This is a genomic window from Cohnella rhizosphaerae (assembly GCF_029525575.1).
Taxonomy (GTDB): Bacteria; Bacillota; Bacilli; order Paenibacillales; family Paenibacillaceae; genus Cohnella; species Cohnella rhizosphaerae.
Map to the genome: position 1 here is coordinate 72,170 of NZ_JAPDIA010000009.1, position 18,767 is coordinate 90,936.

Below are 18,767 nucleotides of genomic sequence, written 5' to 3' on the forward strand. Positions count from 1 at the left end.
TCTAACATGGCAAGCAAGCTGAAAAAAGCGGCGGCGGTGTTGTGTACGGCGATGCTGGCGGCGGGAGGGACGATCGTCAGTCCGCCGAAGCCGTTCGCGCCGGTCGCGCATGCGGCCTGGTCGCCGCCTGTCATCCAGTACCCGGCCTCCGTCTATTGGGGAGGTTATTCCAACAATGACCAGCTCGTACAGGACGGCGCCAGATGGGAGTATGTCAAGAAGTACGCCGACGGCTTTCATTTTCACACCGCGTACTGGGGCAGCGATGTCCGATCGCTGGACACGGGGCTTAAGTTCGCTTGGGCGCTAGGTCCGTACAAGCCCCAGTTCACCGCCGAAGGCGGGCTGCCGCATCCCGCGCTGCCGGCGGACGGCAGCATCGGCAATATCGGCACCTTGACCGGACAAGGGGACGCGAACGCCGCCCAGATCATCGGCTCGTGGGGCGTGCGCGTCAACGAGGTCATCACCAACTACAATCTTTATATGACGAAGATGATCAAGAACGCCAAGCCCGACTACAACAGCCAGGACCTGCTTGCGGCGCTGACCGGGGATCGCGCGACTTATCCGGAGACGGCCGCGCAAAACGATTATTGGGTCGATTACTTCAAGGAGATCGTCAAATCCGACCCCGACATCCGCTATTCGCATTTTAACAGTCCGGTCTACCTGAGCTGGTACGGCTATCCGGCGGTTTCCGACAGCTTCATGAATTTTCGGGACGTGAGCGTGACGGGCGACCAGTTCATTCAGTCCGCGTTCAAGGCGGCTAACGACGATCTCGGCAAAAAGATGACCGCGTTCGCCTCGGATATGCCGTATGGGTATTATACGACATATAACCAGGCCGCCAAGCTGCAAGCGTACGAGTCATGGCTTCACGCCAATGGCTACCTGCACTCCCTGACAATTAATGCCGACAGCCTGGACAGCCTGACGCCGGCGCAGCAGGATCAGCAGTATTACAACGACTCGATGGCTTATGTCAAAAAAGTATCAGGCCGACGGGGGGGCGGGCCGATCGCTACCTGCTGGAATCGTGGTATCCGTGGCCCAATACGCTCGTTCCGGAGACGACCGCTTATACGTATACGAACCTGGTCAAAGACTTTATCAAATACATCAAGGGCATCAAGGAGGACGGCAGTCTCGAGAACCTCGATCTGACGATCAAGACAGCCGCAGACGCTTCGTACGCCGGCACCGGATCGTACCAGAGCGAGCCGGGGTCGTCCCAATACCGATCGGCCAAAACGAACACGTCGACGGTCGCGTACAGCGTTCAATTGAAAAACGACGGCGATGTCGAAGCGATGCCGAACCTCCGCGCGCTGGAGAGCGGAGACAATGGCTGGACGATCGCGTACAAAGACGGCGCGACGGATATCACCGCAGCGGTCAAAAGCAATGCGGGGTATACCGTAACGGGAAAATTGAGCCCTGGCGCGACAAAGACCATCACCGTGGAGGTAACGCCGAGCGGGGCTTCGAACGGGTCCAAACGGGCGTTCGATCTCGTGGCGTTCTGGAATCCGCAAGATCCGACGGGACGCGTGAGGGACGTCGCATCCGGCGAAGCGACGCGCGACACCGCCTATGGCGGAACCTCCGCGTCGACGGCCTCCGGAACGATGGCGGCCGGCCTCATCCCGGTGCCCGTACCTGCGCCGCAAGGGCTGTATGAGGCGGAGAACGCATCGCTTGGCGGCGGCGCCGCCGCGGCGAACAATCATACCGGATACACGGGCAGCGGATTCGTGCCGTTCGGGACGGCCGGCCAGTCGGCGACCTTCACGGTCGACGGCGGCGCGGGGGGGCCAGAAGCAGCTCCTGATCCACTACGCCAACGCGCAGACGATTCCGAGAACGCTAAGCCTGTACGTGAACGGAACGAAGCTCAGGCAGCTGTCGTTCCCGGTAGGCGTAGCTGCGGACTGGAGCAAATGGAGCGTGCTGTCCGCCAAGACGCTCCTGAACGCGGGCAGCAATACGGTTAAGATTCAATTCGATGCGGGCGACAGCGGCATTATGAATATCGACGATATCGTCGTCCTGGACAGCGCGACCTACGAAGCGGAGGATGCGGCGCTCAGCGGCGCGAATGCCGTCGATCGGGTGCAAAATGCGTCCAAGGGAGGCTACGTCCGCGGATGGGACGCCGTCGGAGACGCCTTTAAAGTGCCGGTTCTGGGCGGCGCCGGAGGCAGTCAGCCGCTCGTCTTGCGATATGCGAACGGCGACGCGACGACGAAGACCGTCAGTCTGTACGTGAACGGAGCGAAGATCAAGCAACTGAGCTTTGCGCCTACGGGCGGCTGGAGCGCCTGGGCAAGCTTGTCGGATACGGTCAATCTGACGGCGGGCGACGGGAAGAACGCGATCGAGCTGAAGCAGGACAGCACGGACACCGGCGGGATTCAGCTGGATCATCTGACGGTCAACGGCTTCCGGTACGAAGCGGAATCCGTCGGCATCTACAACCGTCCTTTCCTGCAGGGCACGATGAACGGTTCCCCGCTCCTCGGCGGAACCGGCTACGTGAAGGGATGGACTGTGGACGGCAGCAACGTCCAATTCAGCGTAAGCGCGGCCACGGCAGGCAGCAAGACGCTGAGCCTCCGGTTCAAAAACGAGAGCACGAGCGCCAGAACGGTCAGTTTGTACGTGAACGGGACGAAGCTCAAGCAGCTCAGCATACCTGCGCTCGCCTCCACCTGGGCGCCCTGGCAGATCGTGAACGAGCCCGTCACGCTCGCCTCCGGCTTGAATACGATCAAGATCCAGAAGGATGCGTCCGATTCGGGAGAGCTGCTCATGGATTCCATCATCGTGAATGACGGCGCTGCGGCGCTGTCTCCGAGCTACGCGCCGAACGAAAGCGTAGCGGCCGATACGGTGTACGAGGCGGAAGCCGCGACGATCAGCGGCGTGTCTGCGGCCATGGGGACGGCCGAGGACGATCCGGAATATTTCACGGGACTCGGCTACCTGACCGGCTGGGATGCGGCCGGGGACAGCGCGGCGTTCACGGTGAACGGCGGCACGGGAGGGTTGAAGCATCTGAAGATCTATTATCAGAATCGCAGCGATGCCTCCGCCAAGACGGTCAGCCTGTACGTGAACGGCGCCAAAATCTCGCAGGTGACGCTTGCGCCCGGAGATCTGGACGGCTCCGCGGGCTTCTGGTCGGGGAAGGTCATGTCCGTCGCGTACGCGAACGTCATGCTGGGGGGCGGGATCGAATACGATCAAGCTTCAGATCGACGCCGGAGATACCGGGGGGCTTCGACCGATTGGATAAAATTGCGATCAAGGATGCCGGGATGATTGCGATCAAAACGGTGGGCAGCGGCAAGTACGTGTCCGCGGACAACGGAGGGGCTTCTCCGCTCGTATCCAATATCGGCGGCGTCGGTCCCGAGGAATTGTTTTATGTCGTGCAGCTTGGCGGCGGCTATGCGGCGCTTCAATCCAACGTAAACGGCAAGTTCGTGTCCGCTTCCGGCGGAGGGGCTTCGTCGTTGATCGCCAGCGCGAGCAGCATCGGCACCGACGAGAAGTTTTATCTGATCTTTAACGCGGACGGAACCATCGCCATGCAGGCCAATGCGAACGGCAAGTTCGTCACCGCCGACAGCGCCGGCGTCAATCCGTTGATCGCGAGCGGCAGCTCGATCGGGACCTGGCAGAAGTTCAAGTGGATCGCAAGGTAGCGTAAGCTGCCACACAAACGGCAGGGTTATTCAATGGCTATGAGGAGCCGCCGATCTTATCAATGCATCGCCAAAGCAGCCCCGTTTCCGTAAATCGGAAGCGGGGCTTTCGATCGAAGCTAGGCGACATCGGCATTGGACAACGGGGAACGGGCATTGCCGCCGATTTCGGTCACGCTAACATTTTATTTTTGCCGAACCTTCCGCGAAGACGGGAACGTAAAAAAAGTGTCAGTCGATTCGAAATAGCAAGGAAGATACATTAGGAACGGGCTTGATGAAATTAAAAGAGAGTAGAGGTGAGCAAGGGCGGAGCCCGCATGAATATCATTTTAGACGCGGCCATACAAAGCGACGCCGTACCGGAAACCGTTGTTTATGAGGAAAGGCAAGGCGTATCGCTAAAAATGCGGGTCGTGAAGCCGGAGGGCTGGCAGGCGGGCGATCGGCGAACGGCTTTGCTGTGGATTCACGGAGGAGGCTGGCAGGGCGGCTCCCCGGACATGTTCATTCCGCATGCCCGCTATTTTGCCGTGCGGGGTGCGGTGTGCTTCAGCGTGCAGTACCGTTTGATCGGGGGCGCCGATGCGCCCGCATCGTCGGTTCGGGATTGCCTGGCGGACTGCCGATCGGCGCTGCGTTTTATTCGCGGCCATGCTTCGACATGGGGCATCGACCCGGAACGAATCGCTGTCATCGGAGACTCGGCGGGCGGCTATCTGGCATTGGCGATGCAGATGGTCAGGGACGGCGACAACGACGGCAACGGCGAAGGCAGCCCCGACGGCATCCCCGATGGCCGCCCAAGCGCATATGCCAATGCCGTCATCGCTTGCAACGGGATCGCCGACCTGACGCAGCAGTGGAGGAAGACGGCGGGGCTATGCGATGAATCCGAGGCGCAGCCGGCTATGGAAGAGGCGGCGGTGGAAGCGTGGCTCGCGCGCTATGGCGAGGCGAGGCGCCTGTCGCCGATTTACAACGTCAGGGAAGGCGTCCCTCCGCTGCTGATCCTGCATGGTCTCCGGGACGGCACGGTGGCTGCGGAGGAAGCGGTACGTTTGTACGAAGCGTACAAGCAGGTCCAGTCGATGACGAGGCTTCGGCTGTTCGCCGATGCGAAGCACGCCTTCATCCTGTACAACTACACGGCGACCGTGGCGCAGACGGAGGAGGCGCTTTCCGAGATCGATCGTTTTCTGTCGGACCTCTCGTTTCTCCCATCAATTAAATGACGATGAGAAAGGATGATTGGATGAAAAGGATAGGAATGCTGGCGCTAATGCTGACATTATGCGGCTCGCTGATTCAGGCGGCGGGACCGATCGGACAAGCCGATGCGTTGACGCCGTCGGCGCAGTACGTGTCTACGGATACCGGGACGCAGGGGGAATTGGGTGGGAACGTATGGGGCGGACGGGTATGTGCTGCCGTTTTTTACGACCGGGTTGACGACCGGGAGAGATACGCCGCCCGCAGCCGATGTGGCTCAATTACCTAGTTATGTAAACGCTTACTCCAAAAGCGGGACCAACTACTGGACCTATCCGGCCAACGATCCTCGGGCGCTGCAGCTGCCGGACGGGAGCGCGAGGAAAAAGCTGACTGCGTACGTGGGAACGACGGGCACGTACAGCTTCGACCTGAATGACGACGATCCGCATTTATTTACCGTCTATACGACCGACTTTGGCAGTCAAGAGTCCGTCGAACAAAAGTATGAAATTTTGAATGCCCAAAATCAGGTGCTTGAGGGACGGACCGTCGATACGATCAACCAGGGCAAATATATCACGTATCAGGTGAGCGGCGACTTCAAGCTGAAAATAACGAAGCTGAGCGGGCCGTACGCCTATGCCGAGGGATTTTTCTTCGACGACATCGTGCCCGTAACCGTATCCGATCTGACGCTTCACAATCTGGGCGGACGCAGGGTACAGCTCGATTGGAACGACGCTGCGTCGACGAAAGTCGATGTGCTGCGAAAAAAACAGGGCGAAGACGCATTCCAAAAGATCGGGGAAGCGGCTCCGGGCGTGACGACGTACACGGACGAAAATCTGGAACAGGGCGCCCAGTATCAATATGCTTTGCAAAACGTGACCGGTCAGCTGCGCTCCTTGCCTTCGGGCGCTGCATCAATTACGCTGCCCGTGTACACGGCGACCGGTCTGACTTTCGATTCCGCGCAGGAAGTCGTGGATGCGGGCCAGACCGTGAACCTCAGGGGTTACGGTGGAATCGGTCGCCGGATCGGTGTATACGCCGCTGGAAGGCATTGAGGTCGAATTTCGTCTAGAAGGGCGCTATGTGGGCAGCACGATTCCGGATGAGATCGGGACGGCGGTCACGGACGAGAACGGGGAAGCGAATATAGCTTGGACGGCCGATTATGCCGGCGAGTATGAAGTGGCGGCAGCTGTGCCGCCGGACGATACGGCGCTCTTGTCCGGCGCCCGGGACAAAATGAAGGTGACCGTGCTAACCGCGTCATGGGAGCAGCCTCCTGTCATTATACGGGCCTCCGAAGCGGTTAAAGCGGGAGAAGCGCTATCCTTGTACGGCGGAGGGATGGAAGGCGCCGACACCTCGGTGTGGATCGAACCATTAATCGGTTCGACGCTTCCCTTAACGCCTTCTTCCCAGGCGATGGAGCTGACGACGGAGCAGCGGGAAGCGGAAGGCGGCCGGTTTGTCCGGGTCGTGGTGCCGACGTCGCTCGATGACGGGATGTATGCCGTCTGGGCGGAAAATACGTACGGCTTGAGCGATCCTGTCGCGGTCAACGGCGCGGATCCGCGCTGGCTGTCGGACGACGAAGCATTCGCGGGGATGGAGGTTCGCCTGTTCGGGCGCAATCTGGACGCGGCGGAATTCGGCGGGACCCGTCAGACGCAGATCCGACTGGTCGATACGGTCAGCCAAAATGCGGAGCCGGCCAGTTTGTCGTCCGTGTCGGCTTATGCGCTGGATTTTCAGGTGGGCAGCGCTCCGGCAGGCGAATATGCGGTTGAGGTGAGGAACGGTTCGAACGTTCCGTGGACCCGGCTGAAGGACGAAACGCTGACGGTGGTGAATGCGGGCGCAAATCCGGATCCGCTCGGATTAAACGTGTCTTGGGCCAAGGATTTTAACTGGTTGCAGGTGCGCGACATCCGGGTCGACTACGGCGCGTCCGGCGACGGCGTCGCTAACGATACGGCGGCGATTCAAGCCGCGATCGACGATATCGCCGACGACGGCGGAGGCGTGCTCTATTTTCCGGCGGGCACCTACAGGTACACCGGACTGAAAATGAGAGCCGGCGTGGTGCTGCAGGGCGAAGACCCCGATACGGCCATTCTTCATTATACCGGCAGCGGAGGCGCGATGATCGGCAGCAAGGGAGACGGAATTACCGAGGGCAGGTCGGGATTCGCGGATTTGAAATGGACGTTGGACGAAAACGGGCTTGCCTCGAAGGTAAACCTGTTCGTGCTCGGGCACCCGTGGAACACGCCGAATCAGACGGCCGGCCGGTTTTTCGTGTATCGTTCGATCGTCGATTTTCCGCTGGACAACCCGATGATCGGCCCGTCGGGGATCATCGGGGCGAAAGAAGACGTCTTGTTTTTGGACAATGAAATTACCGGCTATGAAGCGGGAATTTATTCGCCGAATGTCGAGCGGAGGGCCACCCTCCGGAACAACCGGTTCGATGTGGCGGAAGGAAATATCGTCAACATCGGCGCCAAGCGGATGATTATCGAAGGCAATCACGGAACCGGCCATCTCATTCCCGGGGTGACCGAAGGCGGCAATTTCCGCGGCATCAAGTTCGGAATCGGCTCGCGCGGCTGGAATGCGGAACAAATCTACATGGCGTCCAATACGATTGAAGGCGTAGGCTCGGCGTTCAACGACGGCGAGACGCTATTGATGGAAAGCCCCGGATCCAACTTCGCTGACGGGGAGATCGTCGCGGCCACCGCCGACACGGCCACGCTGGGGATCGACTATGCCGATCCGGCGAGAAGCTGGAACGAGCAATGGAATATCGTGATCGTCGACGGCAAAGGACTCGGACAGATGCGATCGATCGCCGGTTATGAGGATCATGTGGCGACCGTGGACGAGCCCTGGACGATCGTTCCCGACCGGACAAGCAAGTTCAGCGTACTGCGCATGGGGCGCGATGTCGTGGTTGCGGATAACCTGACGCTGAACAGCCGCGGCGGTATCCAGGTTTATCACAATACGTACGACGCCGTCATCGCCGACAACGTATCGGAAAATACGCAGGGCATCTCGATCTGGGCACGCGATACGAGCACCAGCTCGCCGCAAGCCGAGTTATTTCATCCAAGTGAAGCGCAATACGCTGACCGGCGCGTCGCCGCAATTGGAGACGACCTGGGCCGGCATCAACGCGGCGCTGGCGGGATTAGGCAATCGTGTGGACGTTGTCGTCGTATACGGAGCGGAATTCAAGGGCAACGCCGTCGATCGCGAGGGATCGGAGGACGAGTCCACGCTGAGGGACGTCGCTGCGGCGATACCCATCGCTTTCCGCACGCCGTCCTCGTTGACGGGCAAGGGCGTGCTGGCCACTTTGCTGGAAGGAAACAGCATCGGCAACTCGGATGTCGGCATTCTGTTGTCTCCCGGCGTCGATGCGAGTTTTCTAAAGGATAATTCATTTACTTCCGTAGGCGAACCGCTTCGGGACGAGGGAACGAACACGATCGACTGGTAAGAGGCTGCGCAGCAAATGAATCTAACCCGAATTCCGTCCTGCGGAGTTCGGGTTTATTCGCCTGGACGCGGCACACATGCAGGCCGCAAAAAATGTTAATGGATACGTAACGCCGTGGCTGATAAGGTGAGCAAGCGCAATATTAATGGAATTGTAAAGCACCTTATGACATCATGAGATGAATAGACGCAATCAACAGGGGGATGTGCGGCGTGAAAGGGCTTTCGATGAGAATCAGAGCTTCCTCGAAATGGGTTACGCACACGCTGCTGTTGTCGATTGTTCCAGTCATGCTGTTCGGAGCATTCATCTACCTGATGGGGTCCCGGATCGTGCAGGATGAGATTCACCGTTCGTCCATGGAAAGTCTGTCCCAGGTCCGGCACCAGGTGGAGTCCGACATGGTGAATATCGAGCAGATGACGAATCAAATCGCGCTGCAGTCCGATATGATCGCGGTGATGAACGTTCAGAATGAAACGACGCTCGGGGCTTTTCCGCGGACGAACGCCGTTCGCAATCTGTTGTCCCAGATCAAAAACGTAACGGATACGATCCACTCCATTTATTTCTATCATATCGGGCAGCAAATCGTCGTGAGCCACGATATCGTCTCCGATGTCCATGAACGCCGGACATTCAAGGATTCGTCCTGGCTCGACAACGTGGATTCGATGATCGCTTCCAGAAGAACGCGAACGTGGGTGTCGCCCAGAGAGATGGTCAGCTTGAACGGCGAAGCGACCTTCACGTTGACGCACATTCGTTTGCTGCCGATGCTGTACAAAGAACCCAAAGCCGCGATCGTCGTCAATATGAAGCCCGACTTTTTGCAGCGGACGATCTCCAGATTTCCCCTGAACGCCCACGGCAAGCTGCTCGTGATGAACGAGGAAGGGCGGTTGATTGCCCAATTTCCCGATGAGAACGGGAAAGACGGCAGCAACGAGACCTTTCTTCGCGAAATGAGCCTTTCTTCGCAGGAGGATGTGCGCACCGTTCGGGTCGGCAAGCATTTCTTGTCCGTGCTCCAATCGGAGAAGAACGGCTGGACGTATGCCATTGCGGTGCCCGCCAACGTGCCGAGACAGCAGGTCGAAGGGTTTAAACGCATGATCGTCGCGATTTCCACCCTGTTGTGTCTGCTGGCCGTGTATTCCGCCTATTTTACGCACAGCAAGTTTCAGCGGAGCATCCGCTCGATTCTCGATCGACTGTCTTCTGCCCGTCCTGCCGGGCAAACGCAGCTTCAGGGAGACGGGATCGCGGTGATGGAGGAAGGAATCAACCGGCTTCTCTCCACCGTCCAAGAAGGACAGAGCAAGCGGGATCTTCATCTTTCCCTGCTTCGTTCGTATTATCTTCAGGCTCTCATTCACGGCAATGCGGTCGATATGTCGCGGCTGGCGAACGAGCTCGACAGAAGCGAGATGTTCCCGCTCGGCAAGCTGTGCGTGATGATTGCGCAGATGGACGAGTCGGGGCACAGCGCCTTCCTGAAGGATCGGGAATTGTTCTTGTTCGCGGTATCGAATATCGGCATTGAGCTGAACAAGCTGCAGGAGCAGGACGGGGCGACGTTCCGGATCGAGACCGTGATTACGGATCGTCATGCGGTGCTCATCGTCAATTATGACCAGGATCCGGAAGCGAGCAAGCTGCCGGTGACGCTCGCCGATCGGCTTCGTTCGGTCGTCAAGCAAATCTTGAAGCATACGGTCACGATCGGCGTGGGCACGGGCGTCGATTCCGCCCACAATCTGGCCTATTCCTACCGGGACGCGCTACAGGCGCTCCAGATGAACATGGCCAGCGCCTATGACGAGGTGCTGCCCTATGCCAATATGACGCTGGTCGCGCAGAAGCTGGTTCATTATCCCGCAGCCGAGGAGCAGGAATTGCTGAATGCGCTTCGTTCAAGGAACGGCGCGCTGGCCGAGCGCAGCCTGAAGGCGTTTCGCGAGGAGCTCGACGGCGAGCACGCGTCGCTGCAGATGACGAAGACCTTTTATTTGCAGCTGCTGGTCGCCGTCGTGCGGTTCGTGCAGGAATACGAGGAGGATCCGGCAGCCGTATTCGGCGATAATCCGTATGAGTCCTTTTTCCGCATGCAATCGGTATCTCAAATCGACAATTGGTTTCGCGTGTGGCCGCTGCGCCCGATACTGGCTTATATGGACGCCGTCAAGCGGCGCAATACCGACACGATCGTTCGGCAGACGGTTGAACTGATCCATGAACGATACGCGTCCGATCTGTCGCTGCAGCTGGCGGCGGATAACATGGGGATCAGCGCTTCCTACCTGAGCAAGCTGTTCAAGGAGGAGCTCGGAGAGACCTTTATCGATTACGTGACCCGCATCCGGCTGGAGAAGGCGCAAAATATGCTGGTCGAGACAGAGCTTACGATGCAGCAAATCGCGGAGGCGATCGGCTATACGAGCGTGCAGCAGATGTTTCGCGTCTTCAAGAAGAAGCTCGGCATGACGCCGGGGGAATACAGAGAAAGCGCGGCGGACCCCAAAAGCGAATAACGTCTCCGGCGTCGTTCTTTGCGCGATGCCGGAGCTTTTTTTATGGCTCCGGCCGTCGTTACGATTGCGGGGACTTATTTTTCCCGGCTGACGCGGCTTCCCGGACAGCCGTATATCGCCCATTCAAAAAGTGTGAATGGCATCGAAATCCATACTCCGGCTACATTGGGGTCAGGCCGGCTAGCAAAGTACCTGAATTGGGAGTGATGGGGAGTGAGACCGAACAAAACCAAAGCATTGCTTCGTTCCTATGCATCGAATAAGTATTTGATTGTGATGTTTATGCCGGGCTTTCTCTTGTTCCTGTTATTCCATTATGTGCCGATGTACGGCATATTGATCGCCTTCAAGGATTTTAAGATTACGGAGGGCATTCTGGGAAGCCCCTGGGCGGGCTTCAAGCACTTCCGATATCTGTTCACGGGCGAAGGCTTTACCGATGCGCTGAGAAACACGATCATCATCGCTTTGCTTAAATACCTCTTCGCGTTTCCGGCCCCCATCGTGCTCGCGCTGTTATTGAACGAGGTGAGACAGAGCTGGCTGCGCAGGAGCGTTCAGACGATTACGTACCTGCCGCATTTTTTCTCCTGGGTCATACTCGGCGGCATCCTGTTCACGTTCCTGGGACGGGACGGAGGCTTCAATCGGATTTTGAGTTACTTCGGCGTTAAGCCCGTCAGCTGGCTGATCGAGCCCTCTTACTTCTATGGCCTTATCGTAGCGACGGACATATGGCAGAGCGTGGGCTGGGGCTCCATCGTATACTTCGCGGCGCTTGCGGGGGATCGATCCCACCTTGTACGAGGCCGCAATCGCGGACGGCGCCAACCGGCGGAGGAGAATCTGGCACATCACGCTGCCTGCCCTCGCGCCTACGATTACCATTATGCTGCTGCTGTCGATCGGCCATTTCCTGTCCGTCGGATTCGATCAGGTGTACAATCTGATGACCGCTACCACCTCGAAGGTCGGCGATATTCTCGATACGTACGTGCTGCGCAGACTGCTGTCGATGAATTATGAGCTTGGGGCGGCGGCGGGCGTGTTCAGCTCGACCTTCGGACTGCTGCTGGTCATTCTCTCCAACCGGTTGGTCAAGCTGCGAGACAAAGATCAGGGCATCTGGTAGAGGAGAGAGACGATATGCATCATCGTACCCGAAGCGAAAAGTTATTCGACGTCATGAATATGCTGGTTTTGCTCATTCTTGCTTTTTTTGACGCTGTATCCTTTCCTGTACACGCTGACGATGTCGCTCAGCACGCCGATCGACGCGAAGCTGCCCGGTCTGCATATCCTTCCGATGCGCCCCACCCTGGAGTCGTACGGGAAGGTGTTCACTCAAAGCGGCATCGCGCAGGCTTTCCTGAATACGGCGCTGCGAACGGTCGGCGGCGTGGCGCTGGTGCTGTTGTTCACGGCTTCGTCGGCGTATCCGCTGTCGCGCCTTCATTTTCCCCACCGCGGCTTCCTTATGAAACTGTATGTATTCAGCATGCTGTTCAGCGGCGGGCTGATCCCGATGTATTTGCTGATCCGCAATCTGGGACTGCTCAACAGCATGTGGGCGCTTATGCTCCCAGGGGCCGTCAGCGCTTTTAACCTGATTATCATGCGCAACTTTTTCCAGTCGATCCCGGAGGAGATCATCGATTCTTCCAAAATAGACGGAGCGGGAGAGCTGCGTACGTTCGCTTCGATCGTGCTGCCGCTGTCGCTGCCGGTGCTCGCGGTGGTGGCGCTATGGGCGGGCGTCGGTCACTGGAACGCCTGGTTCGATGCCATGATCTATATTCAGGATTTGGATAAGCAGGTGCTCCAACTATTCGTCCGAAGAACGGTTATCGAGGAAAGCGACGCGCTGGCCACGCAGGCGGAGCTGATGCACGCGGAGTCTTACTCGAAGGAAACGCTGAAGGCCGCCACCGTCATGATCGCGACGCTGCCGATTTTATGTATCTATCCGTTCATCCAGCGATTCTTCGTCAAAGGAATTATGCTGGGCTCCGTCAAAGGCTGACAGGCGCATTCGCTTGCCATAGACGGCTAGAGTACGGCAGTTCTTTAAACTTCTCGAATGGGGGACCCACAATGGTACGGAGACGGGGAAACAAAAGCAAGGCGCTGCAAGCGCTGACATTGACGATGGCTGCGGCTCTCGCGGCGTCAGGCTGCTCCGGCAATACGGAAAAGGAGGCGAACTCCTCGCCATCCGCAGCGGTTAGCGCAAGTCCGACGCAGAAGGCGGCGGGAACCGAGCCGGTCGAGTTGACCTGGATGGTCAACGACGTGATGCTGCCGGATTCGTTCGGAGAAAAGTTCGTGGAGGAAAAGTTTAACGTCAAGCTCAATATCGTCTCGATTCCGCGGGCGGATTACGCCCAGCGCCAGCAGATCATGATGACGACGGGGGGAAGTCCCGGATGTCATGCTGGTCATGGATCCGAACGAAATGAAGAAGTACGCGGAGCAAGGTCTTCTCGCCGAGGTGCCGATGGAGACGATCGAGCAATATGCGCCGCGTACGAAGGCGGAGATCGACAAGAACGCTTCCCAGGGATGGTTTTATACGAATCACAAAGGCGTCAACTACGGCGTGCCGACGTTGTTCGGCGGCAAGACGACGACGCCGGGATTGTGGCGCGTCGATCTGCTGGAAAAGGCGGGCATCCAAAAAATACCGGAAACGATCGACGAGATGACGACGGCGTTCGAGGCGCTGAAAAAAAATCGGCGTATACGGCATGAGCACCAACGGCAACTCCGATTATGCGGCCTTCCAAAAAATATTCGGCGCGTTCGGCGTCATGCCGATCCAGTGGATGGCGAAGGACGGCCAGGTGACGAACGGCGCCGTCATGCCGGAGGCCAAGGAAGCGTTGACGCTGCTGGCGGATTGGTACGGCAAAGGGTATATCGATCCCGAGTTCGTGACCGGAAAAAATCTGGGCGAGAAGCATCTGGACGGCGTCTACGCCTACAACGACACGGCCAGCATCTACTCGACGGACGAGAGCAGCTCCAACTCCACGATCTCGGCGCTGAAGGCGGTCAATCCGGCGGGCAAGGTCGAATTCGGCACGCTGCCGAAGGGACCGAGGGGCGAGAGCGGCGGATGGTCCTGGGGGACGGCTGCCAACGGAATATCGTTCGGCGCGCAGCTCAAGGATCAGCCGGAGAAGATGCAGCTCGCGCTCGAGATCATCGATGCGGTCATCAACGACGAAGAGACGTTCGTCCCGCTCGCTTATGGCACGCAAGGCAAGCATTGGGACTTCAAGAACGGCACGGACCTGAAGGAAGGCGTCAAATATTTGCCGCCTTACGACGACGCGGTCAAGCTGAAGGAGGAAGGCATCAAGGCGGGCGAGACGTACTTCGGCGGACGTCCCGGCTTCGATATCTTCTATAAATATTACGGCGACCAGCTGGTGGCGATCAACGAGAAGTACGCGTCGAACCCTGTCGCCGATATTTTCGGCAAGCCGGACATCCTGCCTTCGTCCGGTCAATATTGGGGCGATCTGAAAAAGCTGAAGATCGAAACGTATGCCGCGATCGTTCGCGGGGGATCAGCCGGTCGGCTATTTCGACAGCTTCGTGAAGCAGTGGAACGACATGGGCGGCGAGCAACTGCGCAAGGAAGCGCAGGAGCTGTACGACTCGCTGCAATAGCGCCGCTGCGTCACGATAGGCAATGGAGGTACGGCCATGGGCACAATCGTATATGAACTGAAGGAGCATTTGAACCACCACAAGTACGAATGGCCGCTGTCGCTGGTCAGGTACCCGATCCGGCTGAAGGCCGGCGAAGCGCATCCGGACAGCCTGAGCCTGCGTGACGAAGCGGGCCGACGGGTGCCGGTGCAGCTCGCCCAAGCCGAGCTGCGCGACGGCTATGTCGTCTCCGGGCAGATCGCTTTTCTGACCGATCTGCCCGGAGGGGGGGACGCGGCGCTACGAGCTGCAATACGGACCGGCCCCGGTCCCGCCGCCGGCGCAAGGCAGCGAGACGCAAGCGGGGGGAGCGCGGGCTTCGCGGCATAGAAGTGAGGCAAGAAGGCAGCCGGCTTCGCTATGGCAACGGGCTGCTCGAGGTGACCGTGCCGGGCGCCGGCTATTCGCCGGAGGAGGCCGGGCTGCCGGAGGCCGGGCCGCAGGAGACGTTCGGCCTGCATCTGGCGTCGGGCGGCGAGCTGGCCGCGGCATATCTGGCAGGCGGGAAGCGGCCTTGCGCGGTGCTAAGCGAATGCGTCGCCTCAGGTCCCGTGCTGCATGAGCAGCGGATCACTTTTGAATGGGAGAGCGGCGGGCGTTATTCCATACTGATCCGTCTAGCCGCAGAGATGCCTTTCGTAGAGCTGGAGGAGGAGATGGAGGCGGCGGCCGGCGCCCGGCTGGACATCGCGTGGAAGGGACTGCGGCCGACCCGCCGCTACACCCGGAACCGGGGCGAGGAGCCGATCGACGCTTATCTCGGCGAGCGGGGGAGAGCTGCCGTTTCTCCTGTTGCCCTACGACAACTTTGTCTCCTGGAACCGGGGGCGGTCCGCCGCGTTTGTCGACGAAGGCAGGGGCCTGACGGCCGGTCTGTTCCTGGGCGATCCGATGAAATGGGACGACGGGGAATATGCGTTGTGGAGATCCTCGGATACGCTGGCGGTCTCCTTCCGGTACGGGAGCGATTCCGGTACGGAGGAAGATAAGCTGAGCTGGTCCTATCCGCTCGCATCCGGCGTGCGGGCGACCAAGATCGCGGTGTACGACGCGGATCGCAAGCGCGCGGCCGAGGCGACGGCGGCATTCGGCGATCCGAAGGCCGACAGAGGGCTGCCGCCGATCGAGGTGCTCGCGCTATGGCACAGCTTCCTGGCGCTCGACAAGGTGAAGGACTGGGTGCTGGACTGGGAGGAGCCGCAGGAGCGCTATCCGCGGCTGTTCGACCCGGCGCTGTTGCCCAAAAAGGCGCATCTGTGGTACTTCGATCTGTATCGGCCGCCGACGCCGGAGGATATGGAGGAGATCGTCGGCAAGCTGTCCTTCAACTTCAATCAGATCGAGGGCACCTCTCCGGTAACGAGCAGGGAGTTCGCTTATTGGACGCCGGTGTTCGACCTGGCGGCCAGGGATATGACGCCGGAGCAATTCCGGCGCTGCAAGGCTGCGAGCGCCTTCATGGCCTATGTGCGCGAGGATGAATATGTAGCCCCGATTCATACGATGCTGGGGGGGCCATCCCAACTTCCTTGCCGATTACAAGATGGTGCCGGGATACATGGCAGCCCCGTTCCCCCATCACCCGCATGCCGTTCGGTGGATGGCTCATTTCGAAAAAGCGATGGCGCTGAACTTGAAATACCACACGCGGCCCGACGTAGCCGCGTGGAACGCGGATGGCGGCCGCTGGACTGAAAATCTGGGCTGCTACGTATGGGCCGCGCTGGTACCGATGGTGCGCGCCGCCTGGTGCCTGCGAAAAACGTACGGCGAAAACACGCTGCTGTATCCCAATCTGGCAAAGCTCGCGAACTGGCTGCTGAACAGTCTGAGCGCGCCTCTGCCGGGCGGCCGGTCCTACCCGCCGCAAGGGGCGCATGCCGGCGTCCACGAGGATCCGCAGTTCCCGCCCTATGCGCTTCGCGTCCTGGGGGGAGCTGATGATGGATTACGATCCGCTGCTGGCGGAGCGGCTGCTGGCGGTATGCCCGGCGGATGCGTCCGGCTTCGGGAGCATGCAGCACGACGATGTGTGGAGGCTGATGCTGGAGGGAGAGACGGCATCCAACGCCGGCACGCCGCCGCGGCTGAGATCGGCGAAGTTCACCGGCTACGGCATCGTGCTTCGGAGCGCCGCGGGGACGTCCGGCGAGATGTCGGTGCATATGCAGCAGATCGACGAGGGCCCCAACTATCGCTGGGGAAGATCGGGCGACGGCGGAAATGGCGTCATCTATTATTATGCGAACGGCAAGCGGTACAGCTATAACCGTCCCGAGGACGTCGGCGACGACAATATGGGAACGGGCGAAGGCAGCTCGACGTTCGCCGTGCTCGACGGGCACGAATACAAGAGCATCGGCCGCCGGGAGCTGACGGGGCCGCTTCACGATTTCGGCTTCGCGCAGTTCGCCGAGCTGAACGCGGGGCCGGACGCGCAGCCGCACTATCGCTCCCGCAGCGTCCTCATGTCCGGCAACGACTATATTGCCATCTACGACGAGGTGGCCGATATGCGGGTGCGGGGGGCGCTTCTCCTGGTTCGCGCATCGCGACGATCCGTTTCCGGCCATCTATCAGTTGAAGCCGGGCGTCGCGCCGTCGCCTGTGTCATTGGCCGGGCCGATCGACGGGCCGCAGCTCCCCTCCGGGCGGCTATCGGATCAGCCGGCAGTCGAACGGCTACCCCGACGGCTCGGTCGGACGCTACTACGACGGCTTCGGCGATTTTCTGACGATCGTTACGCACCGCGGAGAGTGGCAGCCTCAAATAACGGGCGTACAGGCGACGTCATACGGCGCCGTCGTCTCGATGGCCGGCCGAGTGGATCATCTCTTCCGCAGCGCCGTCCGGATTCGCCATAGCGGCGAAGATCTCGCCTTCGACGGTTATGCGGGCATCGTCCGCCGATATGGCCCGGATCATGCGGAGGCGGCCCTGTTCCGCGGCCGGTATATCGCGGCGGCGGGCATCGCGGCGACGATCGGGCTTGAAGCGTCGACGGAAGCGCCGGCGAATTCGTCGGCTCATGGCGCTGCCGTGGGAGAGGCGCCTGCAACGGAGCAGTCGGCGGATCGCGTCGCCGCGGGCGTCGAGGCAGCCTTCGCCTTTGCGACGGTCGGCGGCTTGCTCGGCGGTCAAGCCGCTTCGGCGGCACCGCTGGCCGTCCGGCTGGAGCTGCCGTCCTCCCGCGCGACGGCGCGGCACAAGCTCTATGTGGACGGCAAGGTATACGAATCGAAGACGATGGCCGGCGGCGAGCGCGGCAGGACCGTGCTGACGTTTGCGCTGCCGGCAGGCCGAAGCGACTGGCAATGGACGGATGGCGATGCCGTGCCGGGGAATCCGGGACCGCTGCATGTCTCGCTCGCATCCCCGCAGGCGGCGGACATCGAATGGGGCGCTGCGGCGGGCGCGGACGGGTATGAGCTGGCCGTCAGCAAGGACGGCTGCCGCTCCTGGCAATTGGCGGAGGGTCCTATCCTTGGACCCCGGTATCGGCTGGAGGCGCTGGTTGCGGGGACGAAGCTTCATGTCAAGGTTCGCGCATGCCGGGGGCAGGCGGCGGGAGCATGGGCCGAGCCGTACCCGATCTATCCGTCGGAGCGGCCGCCTGCCGCGCCGCAGGGATTGCGGCTCAGCCGCAAGAACGGAGCGGTCGAAGCGTCCTGGGGGGATGGTGCTGGGCGCGCTGCAGTACCGGCTTTATCGGCGGAGGCCGGGAGAGAGCGACAGCCAACTGCTTTACGAGGGGCGGGAGCGCCGTTTTCTGGACGAAGGCTTTTTGCAGGATGGGACGGAGGGCGACTGCGCGTACAGCGTGGCGGCGGTGAACGGCATCGGGGAAGGCCCTCGCTCGCGGGAGCGGGATACGGCCGCGGGCGGGCTGATCGATTGGGATCCGAAGCCGGGCGAGACGTTCCGGCGCTATATCCGCAGCCACGAATACGGCCACAACGGCTTTCATTTTTGGGACAACGAGCGGAAGGGCAGCTTGCCGCCCTACCCGCAGTCTTGATTCAACGCGGAGAGGGCGATACGGATGTCAAGAACGATTGAGG

The 18,767-nt window shown here is 60.1% G+C and carries 16 protein-coding genes and 1 pseudogene; all 17 read left to right on the forward strand.

Annotated elements, in window-relative coordinates; translation table 11 throughout:
• Positions 1 to 6: 6 nt before the first annotated feature.
• The gene (locus OMP40_RS34650) at positions 7 to 1,170 is read left to right on the forward strand and encodes a hypothetical protein (protein ID WP_277538303.1); all 1,164 of its coding nucleotides are present in this window, start codon (positions 7 to 9) and stop codon (positions 1,168 to 1,170) included.
• A gap of 146 nt (positions 1,171 to 1,316) precedes the next feature.
• Positions 1,317 to 2,000, forward strand: a complete 684-nt coding sequence (locus tag OMP40_RS34655) for a carbohydrate-binding protein (protein WP_277538304.1) — start codon at positions 1,317 to 1,319, stop codon at positions 1,998 to 2,000.
• The gene (locus tag OMP40_RS34660) at positions 1,885 to 3,330 is read left to right on the forward strand and encodes a CBM35 domain-containing protein (RefSeq protein WP_277538305.1); all 1,446 of its coding nucleotides are present in this window, start codon (positions 1,885 to 1,887) and stop codon (positions 3,328 to 3,330) included. Before OMP40_RS34655 ends, OMP40_RS34660 begins: the two co-directional genes overlap by 116 nt.
• Positions 3,327 to 3,716, forward strand: coding sequence for a fascin domain-containing protein (locus OMP40_RS34665; protein WP_277538306.1), 390 nt, complete (start codon positions 3,327 to 3,329; stop codon positions 3,714 to 3,716). Before OMP40_RS34660 ends, OMP40_RS34665 begins: the two co-directional genes overlap by 4 nt.
• 320 nt (positions 3,717 to 4,036) lie before the next feature.
• Positions 4,037 to 4,951, forward strand: coding sequence for an alpha/beta hydrolase (locus OMP40_RS34670; protein ID WP_277538307.1), 915 nt, complete (start codon positions 4,037 to 4,039; stop codon positions 4,949 to 4,951).
• 162 nt (positions 4,952 to 5,113) lie between these two features.
• The gene (locus tag OMP40_RS34675; RefSeq protein WP_277538308.1) at positions 5,114 to 5,998 is read left to right on the forward strand and encodes a fibronectin type III domain-containing protein; all 885 of its coding nucleotides are present in this window, start codon (positions 5,114 to 5,116) and stop codon (positions 5,996 to 5,998) included.
• A complete protein-coding gene (locus tag OMP40_RS34680; RefSeq protein WP_277538309.1) occupies positions 5,952 to 8,390 on the forward strand; it encodes a glycosyl hydrolase family 28-related protein in 2,439 nt (812 codons plus the stop codon). Before OMP40_RS34675 ends, OMP40_RS34680 begins: the two co-directional genes overlap by 47 nt.
• A 288-nt stretch (positions 8,391 to 8,678) precedes the next feature.
• Positions 8,679 to 10,985, forward strand: coding sequence for a helix-turn-helix domain-containing protein (locus OMP40_RS34685; RefSeq protein WP_277538310.1), 2,307 nt, complete (start codon positions 8,679 to 8,681; stop codon positions 10,983 to 10,985).
• Positions 10,986 to 11,784: 799 nt separating this feature from the next.
• Positions 11,785 to 12,117, forward strand: a complete 333-nt coding sequence (locus tag OMP40_RS34690; protein ID WP_277538311.1) for an ABC transporter permease subunit — start codon at positions 11,785 to 11,787, stop codon at positions 12,115 to 12,117.
• Positions 12,118 to 12,195: 78 nt separating this feature from the next.
• Complete coding sequence (locus tag OMP40_RS34695) at positions 12,196 to 13,008, forward strand: carbohydrate ABC transporter permease (protein ID WP_277538312.1); 813 nt, start codon at positions 12,196 to 12,198, stop codon at positions 13,006 to 13,008.
• A 432-nt stretch (positions 13,009 to 13,440) separates the two neighbouring features.
• Positions 13,441 to 13,659: pseudogene (locus OMP40_RS42750) on the forward strand (hypothetical protein); the annotation flags it as partial.
• Between the two features lie 73 nt (positions 13,660 to 13,732).
• Complete coding sequence (locus OMP40_RS34705; protein ID WP_277538314.1) at positions 13,733 to 14,719, forward strand: type 2 periplasmic-binding domain-containing protein; 987 nt, start codon at positions 13,733 to 13,735, stop codon at positions 14,717 to 14,719.
• On the forward strand, positions 14,700 to 15,035 hold the full coding sequence (locus OMP40_RS34710) for a hypothetical protein (RefSeq protein ID WP_277538316.1): 336 nt from the start codon (positions 14,700 to 14,702) through the stop codon (positions 15,033 to 15,035). Before OMP40_RS34705 ends, OMP40_RS34710 begins: the two co-directional genes overlap by 20 nt.
• A gap of 2 nt (positions 15,036 to 15,037) precedes the next feature.
• The gene (locus tag OMP40_RS34715; RefSeq protein WP_277538318.1) at positions 15,038 to 15,694 is read left to right on the forward strand and encodes a hypothetical protein; all 657 of its coding nucleotides are present in this window, start codon (positions 15,038 to 15,040) and stop codon (positions 15,692 to 15,694) included.
• Positions 15,624 to 16,400 carry a hypothetical protein gene (locus OMP40_RS34720; protein WP_277538319.1) on the forward strand — a complete coding sequence of 259 codons (777 nt, stop codon included), beginning with the start codon at positions 15,624 to 15,626 and terminating at the stop codon, positions 16,398 to 16,400. The genes OMP40_RS34715 and OMP40_RS34720 overlap by 71 nt, the downstream gene beginning before the upstream one ends.
• A 218-nt stretch (positions 16,401 to 16,618) precedes the next feature.
• Entirely contained in the window at positions 16,619 to 17,440 is an 822-nt protein-coding gene (locus OMP40_RS34725; RefSeq protein ID WP_277538320.1) for a hypothetical protein, read from the forward strand.
• Between the two features lie 77 nt (positions 17,441 to 17,517).
• Positions 17,518 to 18,765 (forward strand): fibronectin type III domain-containing protein, encoded by a 1,248-nt coding sequence (locus OMP40_RS34730; RefSeq protein ID WP_277538322.1) that lies wholly within the window; start codon positions 17,518 to 17,520, stop codon positions 18,763 to 18,765.
• Positions 18,766 to 18,767: the final 2 nt, after the last annotated feature.